Origin of the sequence: Psychrobacter cibarius (genome assembly GCF_016107535.1) — a bacterium.
Taxonomy (GTDB): domain Bacteria; phylum Pseudomonadota; class Gammaproteobacteria; order Pseudomonadales; family Moraxellaceae; genus Psychrobacter; species Psychrobacter cibarius.
The window spans coordinates 33056-50267 of the sequence record NZ_JABASQ010000012.1 but is presented as its reverse complement, the minus strand read 5'-3'; the positions used below and the strand labels follow the sequence as shown (position 1 = coordinate 50267).

Here is a 17212-nt window from a genome sequence, read left to right as displayed (position 1 = left end):
CTAAGACGCAACATAGCCTTATTCAATATCAGTCATCACTTGCTCAATAAAAATAAAAGATAGAGGCATTCATGCAAATTTACCTTGTCGGCGGCGCGGTACGCGATCAACTGTTAGCACGTCCTATTAAAGATAAAGATTTTGTCGTCGTTGGTGCAACTGTTGCAGAAATGCTTGATGCAGGGTTCCGGCAAGTGGGTGCAGATTTCCCTGTATTTTTGCATCCTAGTAGCCATGAAGAATACGCACTGGCACGCACTGAACGCAAAGAAGGCTTGGGGTATAAAGGCTTTAGCGTACATGCCAGTCCTGACGTCAGCTTAAAAGAGGATCTACAACGTCGAGACTTGACGATTAATACCATGGCGATAGAAGTCACTAGCTTAACTGATGATACGCCAATCAACGGTGACGTCATTGACTATTATGGTGGCATGGCTGATATAGAAAGCAAAACCTTGCGTCATGTATCAGGTGCATTTAGCGAAGACCCTCTACGAGTGCTTCGAACCGCTCGCTTCTATAGCCGTTATTATGACCTAGGTTTTGTCATTGCTGATGAAACTTTGACGTTGATGCGCCAATTGGTTGACTCTGGAGAGCTTGCGCATTTAAGTGCAGAGCGCATTTGGCAAGAATCTAGCCGTGCAACCATGCAGCTATCGCCGCAGGTATACTGGCAACAACTGTTTGAGATTGGTGCGCTCACAGAATATTTTGCGCCATTACATGAAGCTTGGACTAATACTCAGATACGTGAAACGGTACAGACGGCGCTATATTTCGCAGGGCAAATGAAATTGAACTTGTCACAACGTTGGGCGCTATTAATGGTAAGTCTTAACGCATATTTATTTACCTCAGAACATACAAATGAAAAAGTGAATAAAGCAGCCAATATAAAAGGCATCAATGATATAGGCAACGCCGCTAAGGTACCAAAAACCCATACTCAATTTGCGACTCTCTTCGCTCAGCAAGCCACAAAGCTAAGCACAATAAATCATTTAAGCGCGGCTGAAAAAATTGACCTCATACAAACTTGCGGCGCTCATAAAGAGCCTGATAAGTTATCGCAGCTATTAGTGACCAGCCACGTGTTGCAACTGGCAACACAGCACCGTCAGATGATGCTAGCGCTGAATAGCTTTCATGCCATTAGTATGCAGGATATTGACTCAGCACTAACAGGCCCTGCGATTGGTACGGCATTACGACAAGCCAGAATTGAGCACTTGCAAGTACGAAACCAATGTTAAGAAAATTTAAAAAGATGCAGCAGCGCGCTATTATTGACTCAATTCCTATGCAGCGTATAGGTCGACCTGACGAGATTGCCCATTATGTGTTGTACCTCGTACAGGCCAATAATATTACTGCTGAGATTATTACTGTTGATGGTGGTCGCAGCCTGACATTGTCTGGTGGTCATATTGGATAGAAAAGTAGAACATCATAAAAAATATCTTGATTACTACCTATCTTTTACTTGAAAAATTAAAAAATTCAGGTATCATTGTCCGTCTAGCGTTAGGGCCCATAGCTCAGTTGGTTAGAGCAGAGGACTCATAATCCTTTGGTCGTAGGTTCAAGTCCTACTGGGCCCACCATATATTGATTCAGGCTTGTTCGCAGCGATGCGGCAAGCCTTTTTCTATGGGGTTTCATAAAATTTAAGAACACCTTGGTGTATGGCGAACCATATAGAATATTGGTATATTTGTTGGTATAGATTATACCAATGCGGAGATATACCAACATGCCATTAACTCATACTATTATCAACAAACTAACCCCAAGTGAAAAATGCACTCCTAGCCGTCCCGACAAACATAGTGATGGCGATGGCCTACAACTATGGGTAAGACATACAGGAAACAAAGTCTGGATCAGTGCCTACCGCTGGCAAGGTAAACAGCAGTCACTCACTTTGGGAAAGTACCCAGTAATAACATTACAGCAAGCACGCCAGCGTAACCTAGAAATAAAACAACTGATTAGTGAAGGTACTAACCCAAAAGATAAGAAGAAAGAGAAAACTGCTGAGCAAGATGGTTCGAGGATTTTTGATACTATCGCCCAAGCTTGGTATGCAGATCGTAAAACCTTTTTAGCCTCAAGTACGTTTAGTCGTAACTATTCGGCTTACACACGTGATGTAAAACCGATTATCGGCCATAAACTAATTAACGAAATTACATCGCCTGATATTTTAACGATTGGTAAAAACATTGAGGCCCGTGGTGCTAATGAAATGGCAAAACGTATAATGGCCGAAGTTGGGCAAATATTTAAACATGCTATTCGTACAGGTATTGCGAGATCAAACCCTGCTGCTGATTTATCAGCAGCTATTAAACCGCATAAAACTAAAAATCACAGTCGCATTACTTCAAAAGAGCTACCTCAGCTTTTGAGAGATATTGACAAATACACTGGGCATGTCACAGTCAAATTAGGCTTATGGTTTCTATGCTACACATTCGTGCGTACCAATGAGATTAGATTCATGGAATGGTCAGAAATTGACTGGAACGATAAGACTTGGCGGATACCTGCGGACAAAATGAAAATGGATAGACCTCATATTGTGCCTCTTGCACCACAGGTTATAGAGATATTAGAGCAAATCAAAGCGCTGAATTTTTCAGAGCAGTATGTGTTCTACAATCCCTCTACTCGTAAGCCGTATAGTCAAAATGCCTTTATCAATGCACTTTATCAGATGGGCTATAAGTATAAAATGACTGGGCACGGTTTTCGGGGTCTGGCGAGTACTACCTTGCATGAACAAGGTTTCATGCATGAAGCTATAGAGCTACAGCTAGCCCATGAGCAAGAGAATAAGATAAGTAAGGCCTACAATGGTGCGCAGCATTTAGATTATCGTAGGGATATGATGAATGAATGGGCGGATTATGTGAGCTCTTTAAAATAAAGGGTGTAATGTTTATATGCACAATAAAATCTTAGGTCTTTAGAATGAAAAATACAGGTAAAAATATGAATTACGATAAAGAGTTATTTTATACTCTAGACGAAGTAAGGAAATTACTTCTTAAAACAGGAGACCGCTCATATAGTAAAGATGAAAGTATTGTACGTTTGGTCCACACTGATCGTTTAACACCATATATAAGATATAGCGGACCGGTCGATATTGTGACAGAGGCAGAAGATGTTCCGGAAAAAAGTATAAAAAAGATAACTGATAGTTTATATCACACTATTAACACTCAAATGTGCAATCTAGAAATTGGAGAAACCATCCATCCTCATGATTATGATTCAAGTACAAGTCTGAAAAACACAAAATACTTTATTGAAAAACTTTTATTTTGTTTAAATGCTAAGCGAGCTAAAAATACTCTCGGAGTATCTATATTAGCTGAAGGGGTTTTCAGATTGCTACCTTTAAGTGTCACATACTTGAGAGGTGACATTGAAGTCAGTTTGGGACCAAAAATGTTTATGCCTGAAATCATTGAAGCTGATTTCAATGACCAAGAGCGTAGTAATAATGAAACTGAGAAAATTAAAGGCTATACCCTATCTTCCACTGAAGAAGATAATTATGAATTAATTTTCTCAAAACAGGATGTACAATACATTATAACAGTCATTGAAACCAGTCATGAGTTACCGACACTGAGAGATAAGTTATTAGATGCTAATAGAGTAATTAGTCAAAAAAATAAAGAGATTGAAGAGCTGAAACAAAAATTGCGAACTAACCAACTTAAAGAATCTACCGAAGATTTAAGTGATATAAAGGACAGCGCCTACCGCCTTATATTCGCTCTTAAGCATATAGTATTTAAATTAGACCAAGAACTTAAAGCTCTTCCTACTGAGAAAAAGAACAAATTCGATTTTGCTAATCAAAGTAACATAGTTAATCACATCGCTGATTGGAATATTGCAAAGCTCAGCAAAAGCAATATTGAAATAATTTTCGCAGAAACTAATAGACGTAATTTAGGCTAACTTTCGCAAGTTGCGATTTGCGAATCGCAAGTTACGATGACTATATAGAATTACTACCCTATTCTATCCATACCGAGACACCCCGTCACGGATCATATGGAGACATAGAATGTTAGAATCTAACACCCCCACTAAAACCCATAACAATAAAGATTTAACAAAACTATTGCCACTTCAAGGCATGTCACGCGCTAAAGACATCCTGCCACTTTTGCCATTTTCTAGAACAACACTCCATGAATGGAGTAACAATGGTAGGTTTCCTGCAAGCATCAAATTGTCATCAAATATAGTAGCATGGCGCAACATAGATGTAATCAATTGGCTGGAAAAGTATAAAAGCTCGCTCTCTTCTAATGAAAATATGGAGAGTGAAAATGAAATCTGAAAACAAAAAAGCCCATGCTGAGAATATGGGCGTTGATACTATATTACAGAGTTGCTTTCCTGCAACCCTAACAGAGCTGGCAAGTGATACTTTTCTAATAAAAATTTTTGAAATACTAGAACCTAAACGGCTGATATCCGTTACAGGTGACACTACTATATACTATGATGATGAAGTTGGCAAAATTAAACCTACTGCTGGCACGATAGCCCTAAGATTGATTGATAAACAAGGTGACATTGTAGGCGCAGTATTCTACACACCCAACAGTAAAGCCAAGCCGATAGTTATTGACCCTACAGGCTATGGCGCTATCGTCATGGGTAGCACTGACAAAGCCAATGAGGTGATAGCACTTGATACTATAGATGATGGTATAGAGGTTCATTCACACCTAATGGCTAGCGATAAGACCATCATTGTTAGCCCTCAAAAGACTAGGCAATACTTTAAAAAGATGGTGCAGCATTGGAGTAGTGGATCATTAGTTACCGTACCTATGACACTTGATAATAAAGGCTTAACAAACCTATTGGCAGGTGTAAGAGCGCAAGCCTTAGTTACTGATGCTCATATCGTCACTAAGCTGCAAGCAGGTGAAAGCTACAACGCTATAAAAGATGATAGCGAGCTCATACAGCTGGCAGACACCGCCTATTATCCTGAATGGCGCAAAGACAAAACATCACAGCTTAACGCGCCTATGGTCTATGAAGATGGACGTTTTGAGCTATATCATGATGGGCTATATTTTGTGAAATATAACCTCGATGATCCAGCAAACATAACCTTTAAGTTTAAGGCGTTTGTCTGTTCACCCATTGAGGTTATCGCTAAAACACGGGACACCAATAGCGGTACATGGGGGCGGTTATTACAATGGCGTGATGATGACAATGAACAACATACATGGTCAATGCCCCTATCGCTACTGCAAGGTGATGCCCGTGAATATCGTAGAGAGCTAGCCAGTCAAGGATTAAGCATTACCACCAACCCCAAGCAGCGCAGCTACTTAGACACCTATATTCAAAACTACCCTATTCACGAACGGGCGTTATGCGTGGATAAACTAGGCTGGCATGGTGAGCAGTATATTTTAGCTAATGGCTCAATAGGTGGTGATGACAAGCAGATCACTGTCTATCAATCTGCTAATGCTATCAACAGCACATTAGCCCAGCAAGGTACACTAGCCCAATGGCGCAGTGAGCTATCCCAACCGCTGGCAGGTCAAAGCCGTTTTGTTTTCTCGATTGCTTGCGCGTTTTCTGGTCAATTACTAGAACTACTCGATGATGATGGGGGTGGCTTTCATTTTGTAGGTTCATCAAGTATGGGTAAGTCATTATCGCTTAAAGTGGCTGCTAGTGTATGGGGTAATCCTGACAACTATACCAAGACATGGCGCAGCACTGATAACGCCTTAGAGGGCACAGCAAGCGAGCATAACGACAGCTTTTTACCCTTAGATGAAATAAGCGAATGTGATCCACGAATAGTAGGTAACAGCGTTTATATGCTGGCTAATGGAAAAGGTAAAGGCAGAAGTACCACTACAGGACATAACCGCATAGCCAAAACATGGCGCATTATCTTTTTATCTAATGGTGAGGAGTCACTACAAAACTTTATGGCACAAGCAGGACAAAAGACTAATGCAGGTATTGAAGTTCGCATAGCTCATATTAATGCTGATGCTGATAAGGGTTTAAAGACGTTTGATAGTTTGGTATTAGCAGACACAGGCGCAGCACAAGCCGATAAGATCAAGGAATCATCACACATTTGCTTTGGTGTGGCTGGCATAGCATGGCTTGAACATATCACTATCGACAAAGCAGCGACCACAGCAACCGCTAAGCAGCTTGTCAGTGACTTTATGAGTCATTATCCTAAATTAGCACCGCAAGCGCATAGAGTAGCTAAACGCTTCGCTATTGTTGCCGCAGCTGGTGAGATGGCAACAATAGCGGGCATTACAGGCTGGCAAGCAGGACAAGCGACAACAGGCGTTATGACGTGCCTTAATAATTGGCTTGATAACTATGGACATGATGGTGAACACGAACAGCGCCAAATAATTAAACATATTCAAGCGTTTATTGAGCAGCATGGATCAAGCCGTTTTGAACCGCGCCATAGTCATATATGTGCAGACTTTGAGCCCAAAACCTCTAACCGTGTAGGTTATCGCCATATTAAAACGGGAGATTATTATTTTTTAATGAATACTTTTGATATGCAAGTATGTCCACCTTTTAACACTAAAAAAGTCTTGCAAGTATTAGATAATGCTAATCTTTTGATGCGTAATCAAGGTGACCGTAAAGCATATAAATCACCTAAAACATTTTTTAAAAACCGTCAACCCTTTTATGTGATAAAAGCTAACATATTAAGTTACGAAACGAATAAAAGCACTGGGATAGCTACAACAACCCATGCAAAATAAGAGCTAAACACTGTTCAAAGCCACAAACCCCCTTTAGGGCGGCTAGGACAAAACACAGCTATTTGTTAATCTGTCCCAAGTATCCCAAAACGTAAAGATGCATTGGGACAGCTGAAAGCTAATAAAAATGGATATTGTCCCGTTGTCCCAAGTGTCGCAAGCAAATAAAATAAGGTACAGCAAAATAATATAGGTAAAGTGATAGGAGGTAGGCGTTAAGCGTCTACCTTTTTCTGTGGTTGGTTTTTAAAAAACTGAGCTATGCTGAATAAACTGTAGAACCAAACTTGGTAAACTAACGACTCAATGAGGAGGTTATCATGATTAAAAAAATCAGAACCTACAGTGCAGCTTTCAAAGCTAAAGCCGTCAAAAAGATAGCAGATAATAATGGTAATGTTTCAACGACTGCAAAGCAGCTTAGTATAGCCATGCAGACCTTATCTAACTGGCAGAACAAAGCGAATGAAGGCAAGTTTATCGGCACCAAGCAATATGATCCTGAGCTCATGGCTATACTAGAAGAAAATAAACGTCTTAAACGTGGTCTTAAAGTTGCTCATGAAGAGCGAGACATTCTAAAAAAGGCAATGACATAGTTGGCGAATGAGGAACATTAAAAAATAGTCTAGTAGACTATTCTAGTGACGTAAGACGTAGGGTTATGCCCGCAGTAACAGTTGATGAAGTACGTCTTTATCAAGGATAACCAAAAAATATTTAGCATCACCTGCATGTGTCACGTATTAGATGTTAAGCCATCAAGCTATTACAACTGGATAAATCGTGGTATCAGTAATCAGCAGATTAATCGCAAGCAGTGTGAGTTACTAGTTCGCGTAGCTCATGATGAAACTAAGCGGTACTATGGTGTTGAGAGATTGAATGCTCACCTCACAGAGCAGGATTATGCCATCAGTAAATGCTTGATCAGACGCACTAAAGAAGAATACGGCATTCAATGCTGTCGTCCCAAGCACTTTAAAATCACCATTAACTCAAACCATAACAAGCGGATATATCCAAACCTGCTTGATCAGAATTTCGATACTAATCGTCCTAACGAGTCATGGGTTAGTAACATTACCTATATATGACAAACGAGGACTGGCTTACTTGTCAGGCGTTAAACACCTCTACACTAAAAAACTGGTCGGTTACGCCATCAATAAGCGTAATGAAAGCAGACTTAGTCTGTCATGCGCTCATAAATATGGTAATTAAGAATGCACAACCCAGCCAAAGGCTGATTGTGCATTCTGATAGAGGAAGTCAATACTGTAGCAATGATTATCATTAAGCAGCATAAGTTGAAAGGCTCAATGTTCAAGCGTGATCATTACTTTGACAATGCTCTAATAGAAAGTTTCTGGGGTACGTTGAAGAATAAACTGGTGTATCACCAAGACTATAAAACAAGATTCGAAGCCATCAGCGGTATCACTAAATATATTGAGTTAGACTATAATGAGAAGCGAATTAGCAAAGCACTACTTTGCAGCGACGCAAGACAAGAGCTGTACTCGAAGTGGGATTAGAACTCAAAAGGATTTAGGCTATAAAACACCAAGACAGATGTGGTTTGATTATTATCGTCTAGCTGCGTAACTATAACCTTCCAAGTGAATGACTACAGATTTGACAGCATAGGTCAAATAGTTACGTTAGAATTTTATAACCTCCTAAATAACGACAACATCTTTAGCAATTACAAATTATAGACTTGAGCTACGCTGAACAAACTCAATAAAATTTTCAAACCGAGCATAATTACATAAATTTTCACTATAGGGAAAAATAGAACCTATGAAGAGACCATCCCAGATTCTGTGTAACTGCCATTTAGATTAAATGCCTGCTGATACGTTCATCAAACATAATCATAAAGCGATTTAAAGCAGACGTCCAGTTACGGATGGGCATCGACCACTTCTTGGACGCCTGCTGAGTTGCTAGATAGACTACCTTGAATGCTGCCTGATCGGATGGAAACACCTTACGCTTATTCACTGCTGTCCGAATGACACTGTTTAGCGACTCAATAGCATTGGTGGTATAAATCGCTTTTCTAATGTCTTTAGGGTAGCCAAAGAACACCGTTAAGCTCTCCCAGTTATTGCGCCAAGACTTGATGACATGCGGATACTTATCGCCCCACACCTCATCAAAGTGCTCAAGATTGGCCTCTGCTATCTCGAAAATCAGCCGCTACTGCCTTTTTATCCGTTCATGGTACAAACTTCATCGAATGACGCACCATATGCACGATACACAGCTAAACCTGAGCTTTGGGGTAGACTGTGTTAATGGCATCAGGGAAACCCTTTAAACCGTCGACACAGGCAATTAGGATGTCTTGTACTCCACGGTTGTGTAGTTCAGTGAGAACGCCCAGCCAGAACTTAGCCCCTTCATTTTCTGATAGCCACATACCAAGCAGCTCTTTTTTTACCATCAAGTCCCACGCCTAGCGCCAGATAGATAGCCTTGTTGATGATCTGCTTGTCTTGACGTACTTTGACGACAATGCAGTCTAGGTAGACAATAGGATAAACACTACTCAATGGCCGGTTCTGCCACGCAGTTATGTCCTCTAAGATGTTGTCAGTGACTCTTGAAACTAAGCTGCTGGATATATCGACGTCGTAAAGCTCTTTAATGGTTTCGACGATCTCAGTGGTCGTTTGCCCCTTGGCATAGAAGAATATGATTTTATCGTCAAGACCTGAGATACGGATTTGATGCTTACTGACGAGTACAGGCTCAAAGCTGTCACCGCGGTCTCTTGGGGTGCAGATCTCAAGATCGCCGCTATCATTACGGACGGTCTTTTTAGTGTGCCCGTTGCGCTTGTTAGGCTTATCCGCCTTTTCATGCTTGAGGTAGCCAAGATGGTCTTCCATCTCAGCTTCAAGGGCAGTGTCGATAAAGAGTTGCATGAGTTGCTTTTGGAAGTCTTTGATGTCATCAAAGCTGTTCATACTACCAGCCATCTGTTCAGCTAGTTTCTTAAGGTCCGTTTGGTTAGTCATCGCTTATTCTCTTGTTAGTGGATTATAAGCAGTTACACACTTTGTAGGAAAGGCTCCCTATGCAGCTATACTTTAGGAACTCGTATAAAAAGTATTTTGGCAGAAATAGCTGAAACTGTTGGGACAGTCGCGACAAGTGGGACAACCTAGACAGTATAAGGGCTATATTTTGTCCCACAGCATAAAAATACTTCGGGACAGATGGGACAAGGATATAATGAAACATCCCATCTACTTAAATACATGACTAAATTAATCAATCGTTATGGCTAGTAAATATCCTAAATACTTCAACAATCCCGAAGAGCAGTAATACTCATAAGTACTAGCTAAATTCTTATCAGACCGCTTACACTTTTTCTGTATTACCCTAACATCATAACCATGAAAACTCTCACGAGCACCAACACGTATTAAGCTATCGAGCCCTAGCTCTTTTTTAATATCTCTTACTGCTTGCTCACTATGCGCTCTAATCTGCCAATGACTGGCATCAATCAGCTGACAACCTACTGTCACGAACTGCTGTAGCATTTCAATCTGGGCCTCTTTAATCCCAAAATGGGTCGATGAAGTGTTTAAGTTCTGTTTATCTACAAATATTTCTACAAACGACTTCAGTCTAGCAGACTCATCAATTGACATCTGATACGCACGATCAAGTGCTTTAACTAAAATCTCTTGATTTTTATGTCCCGTTGGCGCACTCAAAAGCAACCTATCATCGGTAAAAGTCTGGCAAGCTCTATCGTAAATCTGTCTAGCTTCATGGATAGGAATGCCATGCCGAAGTGCGACCTCTGCCAACCGCTCAGCTCTTTTATCAATACTTATGTTTTGAAGCTCTTCTAACAATGCAATCACATCATAAATTTTAGGATGGATAAATATAGACGACTGAATTTCTACTGCGTCATTTTGTGTGTTTTGCTGGCAAGCTGTATTAGCTGATATGCTGTCATAAGAAAATAGAGACTCTTTGCTCACAACCTTGCCAATTAAATAGCCACGCATTTTATCAAGATGAATCTGTTTAGTGTTAGTAGCATATGCCCTATTATCCTGTCTATTCACCGTCTGATAACCAATACCTGTCACCATCTCAAATACGGTTATCGGCATAGCAAGCTTGGCTTGACTCATTTGCCATCCAGCCAATATGTGCGCAGTATGGATATAATATTCAAACGTAGTATCTGGCGTTAGATGCCCAGCAAGGCTAGCCAGCCCAAACCACATCCCTTTTTCTTTATTATTAGCAAGCACGGCTTTAGTGATAGTGTCACTATGGGCTGTATCATAATCTGTCATTAACTGCGTAAGTGGCGAGCCGCTTAACACCAGTGCCAATTGGCTAATTGCGGTATGCCGAAAGCTATGAAAGGTAAAGTCATGGGTAATAAGTAGTCTATCCCATATCATTTTCATCATATTACTAAAGAATACGGACGGCAGTGGCTGATCACCTGAGCCTTGTGAGAATAAATAACGGCGCTTGAATCTTTTGTGTTGATAATAGAGTGCGATGAACAGTTGTAACTCGTCATCCTTGAAAAGACTATCTATCGGTAATACCCTTTTGGCACTACTACTTTTAAGCCTACGATAGCGGTTGGGTCTGAGGATTATTTTTGGCGCTTCAATCACTTTACCATTAATAAACCCTATATCAGCAATGTCGCTAACCTTAATGCCAATAATTTCATTGATACGCATACCTGTGCGATAAGCAAGCGCCAGTACAATAAAACATAGCTGCTTTTGATCGATCTCTAAATTTGATGACTGAATATAATCTTTCATTGCATGATAGACACGTGGTGATATCATATTGGCTTTTACTACCTGTCTATTACTCCCCCATGGAAAATATACATAAGGGGCATCAAAGTGTATACGCTGGTGATCATGAAAGGCTTTTAGACGGCCATAAGTAAATTTCTGGCTATCTTTTAAACGATCAAGATAAGATGGCGGTTGACCAGTAGCAGTAGCATGGTTATCATTATCTACACTACTAGAAATATCATCATCAAACTCTGATGACTTGCTTAGTACAGATACCCTGCGGCCATCTTTTACCTTACTCTGAATAATCTGCTCATAAACTTCCTCAAAGTCATTGTCATCCCACTGATCAACGTCCTCATCCATTGTCAGCATCAACCAGTCGCGACCAATGCAGCCGATATATTTACTGATGGTATTGAGCCGAATGCTATGATCATCCAGTAATGATAACGCCCAGCTAAGCAAGCGTTGCGCATTAGGCTGGCTAGCGTCTGTCATTAATATTGTTATAGTGAAAATAGCGGCGTTTCTAGTCAATTTAAGCGCATCTTGCAGCTCTTTGATCAGATTTTTGCTAAAGCTTGGATAAACTGTGGCATTTCTCTTGTCCTGCGGTTTTCCTACCGTCTGATAACTGGCATCAAACAGCTCAGACCACTCGAGTGGCTCAGGGTTTTGATTGATAAGTTCTCGGTTATAATGGATTAGCTTATCAGTAGGCAAACTTGTGGTTTTAATATCGCCTTGTTTCACCACGGCTAGCGCACCATCGATTAGACTACCCTCTAGCTGTCGCCAGTGGTAGTTGGCATACTTAATGAGCAGTGAATGCTGCGGGCGATCGATATCTTTATTGGTAAGTTTAAGCGTTTTTGAGATATCGTTGATTATGGTATTAAATGGCTTTATCTTGGCAGTGTTTAACTCTTTATCCTTTAGAGCATATAAAAAACACAGGCTCATATCATCGGGAATATAATCAACAAAACGGTGTAAGCTTTCGCTGTCATCTAGCGTAGCTCCATAATTATCATCACGCACTCTAAGCGGTATTATAGCCAAATGCTCTATCCTGCTTTTTTCATCAGTCGCTGGCATGTTAATTTTATATATACGGCGCTCACCAAACAGCCAATCATAGAGCGCTTTTAACACCTCAATGTCGTTAATACCACCATACATTATGCTGCAATACAGTACCCCTTCAACCAAGTCATTCACTGAAAAACGCCGTTTTCTTTGCCAAACCTCTATCATTGTCGCGCTACTGTCTGCTACAGCGCGTCCGTTCACAAACCAGTCATAGTTAATGGTCAAGCGCTCACGAGTCGCCAGTATCGGTACAACAGGCTCATTAAGGTATATCTGATGAGCTTTATTATAATCACGAACAAACTCTAAAAACCCGCGACGCGCCAATTGGAATTTTTGAGCGGTATCGAACTTCTCTTCTAGTAACTGGTTAATCGCTTTATAATGATGCGGCAGCTCATAAGGCGGCTGCATAGAATCTTGATTGATATATTCTTTAATTAGGGCTTTAGCATCACGCTTGACACTCTTTTTATCTTCTTCTCTATTAAGCTGTCGCAGTTTATGAGCGCTAATATTATCCATATAGACGAACCTGAATTTGTTTTAAGTGAAGCTCTGTAGCAATCGCATCTAAATGGGGACTGAGCTGGTGCAGCTGATTGATAGAGCTTGATGACATCGGATGCATAAATTCCTGATCAGCATGCTCATGACCGTAAAGGGCGCAAATCAGATAGTCGGGCACGCGCCCTGTGAGCATAGATCTAAGCTGATGACGCAGCCAATTATCCTGATGACTTAAAAAGTCTTGCAACTGGTAGCGAACTTGGCTTGGCGTAATGCTAGTAAAGCCCTTTGGGTTCTTTTTATAGAGCTGAATTAGAGGACGCTCCGATTGCAAGATGTCGTTGATGGGATAAGGCGCTGCTGGACATAATGGATTATAGATGGCGGCAAATTGCTCAATATAAGTCATATAGTTTTGTATAGCCATTATCAAAAACTTGCTAAGAGGAATGAGCCTGCCATCAGATTGGCCATGACGTTCTTCTTTATCGGATACCCATAATGTGCGCCGCTTAAAATCAAACTGATGTAGCAACCCTGGTGCGTGCCTGACTGGGCGGATACCCGTTTGGATCATAACAATATGCCATAGCCAAATGCTATAGCTATTAAACTGCGCAATATAGCGATCCATGCGGGATTTTAGCTTGCCATTAAAGCTCTCGGCACTGACAGCCAGTTGATTAAAGAACTGCTGGCACATTGTGGTCTTTAGTGCCATGTCACTACCAATGTGGCTTCTATGCCCGTTCATCGGTACACTACATTCATCTATTAAGAGTGCTTTTTGCTCATCATTGCAGTATTCAGTTATCAGCTCTACCGCTTTTATATAAGTTTGCTCTAGCTCTACCGTTTTAGTGCTGGTGTAATACAGCGCAGAGCTATGCCTTACATCAACGCCTGTGATTATGTCAGCATGTAGTGGCTGATTAAGCGTATTTTTGATCAGTATAAATAGCCCTGCTTCAATATACTGGGGACTTAGTGCTGGCAGGTTCAATATATCTTTAGCGTAAGAGATGGCGGCTTTAACATTATCGGATGAAACGGTAATTTTATCCTCAAGCATAATCTGTAAAGCCTCAGGAAGTGCGCGATAAAAGGTACCGCCATAGCTTTGTCTGTGGGCAAGCAGATGACTTCGAGTATTGGTGGTCACATCAATCGTGATGGCGATGCAACTAATTTTACAGGTACTGTCATAAATGAAATACTTACGTTGACTGCAACTGCATTGCCAATCAGCAATGATGCTATCCATACTAAGACCGCTTAACAGTGATAGCAGTAATACCGCATATCCAGTCCTATCTTCTGTATTCTCGCTAATAAAGCGCTGCCAAAGCGTGGCAAATAGCATCTGGTATCCGGTAATGCTTAGCTGACGATGATTGGTTGGGAAATGAAATTGATTTCGGCGGGTATGTTGATAGTTATTTTTCAATCGCCACTGCTGTAGCTCAGAGGATTTAGCAATTTGTGTGGCTGGCTTAAAGTCATTGTCTAGCAATGGCACTTCATCGTCATCGGCAATATTTTCAGCGTTTGCCACGTTACTGTGCTTTTTTGATTGTTTCGTACCAAACACTATTCTTTGTAGCGGCTCACCATTGATATGCGCCACTGTCTTGGTGACTGTTTGAGCCGACTTTACGCGTTTAGTATCTTCATTATAGGTTTTACCAATAAAAGCCTTATTATCAATCGCCACCTCATAAGCCAACCTGATTTGACCAATTTTACTACCTAGGTATTGATTGGCTGTTTTACCCGTTACCTCTTCCTGTTTGACTCTTGCCTCATACTGTTTGATGTGACTCAAACATGAGGATAAGCCATCGCACTGCGCATGAATGCTAATTAACTGTTCGAGAATGCCACGTTGTGGATCAGAAGGTCTTAGGGCCATACGAACACGCACACCAAGCTTATCTATTTTAGCAAAGTGTTTGTCGTGGCGTACTGTGATCATAAATATCACTTTTAAGTAGCCGCTCATAAATCGCCAAGCATTATTATTTATATCAACTTCGCCATACACCTGATAAAAGACAATCAGCATATAGGTAACCGCCCACTCTACTGTTTTACCTTGCCGAATGATTTGTTTAATCACATCTTCACAGTCTATATCAGTAAAGCCTTTAAGATTGTCATAGGGTGTCGAAAACACTAAACCAATATCATCATCTGGCACCAAACTAATTACATCAATCACAAGCTGAGACATTCGTATGTGATGTGGTGAATCTATTGGGATAAGCTTATCCAACACTCGCCTAGTAGTCACATCATCAAACGATTTAGTTTGACTCATAAGAAGCGTCCATCCAATTCATATTTTTGGGCAATCCCAGCATCACCTCATCATTGGCCACCTTGCACTGCTGATACTCATAAGCGCTTTGGCTAATACCTGCGAACTGACAATAACTGGCGACCGTTAAGCGGTTCACGCCCATTAGCTCACAGATAAGCTGCTTTGGCGAATTCTGATATATCGCTTTAAACAGCATGGGATGATCCACACCATTAAACCTAGATAAACTAAGCACCTCACACCATGCTAGCCGTTTAATATCATGACTGCTCTCAGGTGCAATTAAGCATGGCTGTCGATATCTAGTCTCGAGCTTCATTACTTCATCAATACGCGCAAAGGTATTAAAAAACTGATATCTATCTTCTACAGCACACAATCGTAGTGGTTGACGATAATAGTCATCTAAACTTGCCAGCTGTGGTCGCAGTAGAGGTAATCGATGCTGCTGCCAAACCATAAAGGCAGATTTTGCATCAGGATGAACCCGTAGATTTTGTGAGGTAAGCACTACCAATTTTTGGGTCGCTTTAAGGCTTTTATTTTTCATTATAGAACGCCATAACAATCATCATATTATTAATGATACGTTATAACATAACAATTATCAAGTAGCTGATTTTATTAATATAATTAATTATTAAGCCAATAGACAATAAGAATAAAAAGCTCTTAGGAAGTGAGACTAAATGTTACTTAACCCCAGTTCGGGATAAGCCACATTGTAACTCATTGATACTATTTACAATGTAGCCACCTGCCCTTGCTGAGGCATGTTTTTGATGGTGGGTTTATAGGGAAACCAGCAATAAGCAATCAAACCTGACAGCAAGTTTGTGATAAATCCCGTGACACTACGATGGCGTGAATGCTCAATCTGACACAAGTTTTTCAGCTCCCCAAACACCGTCTCAACCAAAGAGCGATGATTGAGTAGCGCCTCATCTATCGGCTTGAGTACTTGCGGTTTCATATTACGCCGAAGTTTCGTTATCAGCCTAGTATCACTGTGTTTTGTGAGCCACTCGTTCAGTGCTTTACTGATGTAGCCTCTATCACCGAATAGCTTACCAAACAAAGGTGTTGCCATATCCTTAACAGGCGCTCTATCATCGGTATTACCCGCAGTGACTTTGACGGAGACCAGCTCACCTTTATGATTGATAATGGCGTGTAGCTTAAAGCCGTAAAACCAACCCATGCTACTTTTACCTCGGGTTGCAAGTCCTTCAAAGACTTTATGACGGTAAATACGCTTGTTATGACAAACCGCTATCTTGGTTGAATCAATGTAGCTGATACCCGTACAGTCGCCCATCATGCTTTGCAAGTAGGCACATAAAGGCATGATACTACGCGGCACAAGCTCTATAAATCGCGAGTAGCTCGACAGATTTGGAAACGCCCGTTTCATCATGCCAAGCATGTGATGGTAGTAAAACGCCTTAAACTGTCGATAACGTAATTGATGAAACAGTATCAAGACCGTCATTATTTCTGCTACACTTATCTGGCAGGATCGATGCCGCTGACTGCCCGTTGCGATTAAGTGAGCGTCAAACTCAGGTTTGAATTGCTGATAAAAGTCTTCAATATGGCAGTATAGTTCGGTTAGGTTGTCCATGTAAGAAGTC

10 protein-coding genes, 1 tRNA gene and 2 pseudogenes are annotated in these 17212 nt (G+C 40.9%); 8 read left to right on the top strand and 5 right to left on the bottom strand.

Features of this window, described 5'->3' with window-relative positions:
* Positions 1-71: 71 nt before the first annotated feature.
* The 8 genes and pseudogenes from JFC08_RS08530 to JFC08_RS08495 all read left to right on the top strand — a co-directional run bounded on the left by JFC08_RS08530 (position 72) and on the right by JFC08_RS08495 (position 8438).
* Positions 72-1259 (top strand): tRNA nucleotidyltransferase/poly(A) polymerase-related protein, encoded by a 1188-nt coding sequence (locus JFC08_RS08530; protein WP_198330416.1) that lies wholly within the window; start codon positions 72-74, stop codon positions 1257-1259.
* Positions 1253-1441, top strand: a complete 189-nt coding sequence (locus tag JFC08_RS08525; protein ID WP_198330415.1) for an SDR family oxidoreductase — start codon at positions 1253-1255, stop codon at positions 1439-1441. The genes JFC08_RS08530 and JFC08_RS08525 overlap by 7 nt, the downstream gene beginning before the upstream one ends.
* Before the next feature lie 92 nt (positions 1442-1533).
* A tRNA-Ile gene (locus JFC08_RS08520) sits at positions 1534-1610 on the top strand.
* Positions 1611-1759: 149 nt separating this feature from the next.
* Positions 1760-2938 carry a tyrosine-type recombinase/integrase gene (locus tag JFC08_RS08515; protein ID WP_198330414.1) on the top strand — a complete coding sequence of 393 codons (1179 nt, stop codon included), beginning with the start codon at positions 1760-1762 and terminating at the stop codon, positions 2936-2938.
* Positions 2939-2982: 44 nt separating this feature from the next.
* Positions 2983-3987, top strand: a complete 1005-nt coding sequence (locus JFC08_RS08510) for a hypothetical protein (protein ID WP_198330413.1) — start codon at positions 2983-2985, stop codon at positions 3985-3987.
* 109 nt (positions 3988-4096) lie between these two features.
* Positions 4097-4375 carry a helix-turn-helix transcriptional regulator gene (locus JFC08_RS08505; RefSeq protein ID WP_198330412.1) on the top strand — a complete coding sequence of 93 codons (279 nt, stop codon included), beginning with the start codon at positions 4097-4099 and terminating at the stop codon, positions 4373-4375.
* Complete coding sequence (locus JFC08_RS08500; RefSeq protein ID WP_198330411.1) at positions 4365-6830, top strand: DUF927 domain-containing protein; 2466 nt, start codon at positions 4365-4367, stop codon at positions 6828-6830. Before JFC08_RS08505 ends, JFC08_RS08500 begins: the two co-directional genes overlap by 11 nt.
* A 320-nt stretch (positions 6831-7150) precedes the next feature.
* Positions 7151-8438 (top strand): annotated as a pseudogene (locus JFC08_RS08495) (IS3 family transposase).
* A gap of 234 nt (positions 8439-8672) precedes the next feature.
* Here the strand turns inward: JFC08_RS08495 and JFC08_RS08490 are convergent.
* The 5 genes and pseudogenes from JFC08_RS08490 to JFC08_RS08470 all read right to left on the bottom strand — a co-directional run bounded on the left by JFC08_RS08490 (position 8673) and on the right by JFC08_RS08470 (position 17202).
* A pseudogene (locus JFC08_RS08490) lies at positions 8673-9862 on the bottom strand (IS256 family transposase).
* Positions 9863-10114: 252 nt separating this feature from the next.
* Positions 10115-13270, bottom strand: a complete 3156-nt coding sequence (locus JFC08_RS08485) for a site-specific integrase (RefSeq protein ID WP_198330410.1) — start codon at positions 13268-13270, stop codon at positions 10115-10117.
* The gene (locus JFC08_RS08480; RefSeq protein WP_198330409.1) at positions 13263-15575 is read right to left on the bottom strand and encodes a hypothetical protein; all 2313 of its coding nucleotides are present in this window, start codon (positions 15573-15575) and stop codon (positions 13263-13265) included. The genes JFC08_RS08485 and JFC08_RS08480 overlap by 8 nt, the downstream gene beginning before the upstream one ends.
* Positions 15562-16128, bottom strand: a complete 567-nt coding sequence (locus tag JFC08_RS08475; protein ID WP_198330408.1) for a hypothetical protein — start codon at positions 16126-16128, stop codon at positions 15562-15564. Before JFC08_RS08475 ends, JFC08_RS08480 begins: the two co-directional genes overlap by 14 nt.
* A gap of 192 nt (positions 16129-16320) precedes the next feature.
* Positions 16321-17202 carry an IS982 family transposase gene (locus JFC08_RS08470; protein ID WP_198330407.1) on the bottom strand — a complete coding sequence of 294 codons (882 nt, stop codon included), beginning with the start codon at positions 17200-17202 and terminating at the stop codon, positions 16321-16323.
* Between the last annotated feature and the right edge of the window lie 10 nt (positions 17203-17212).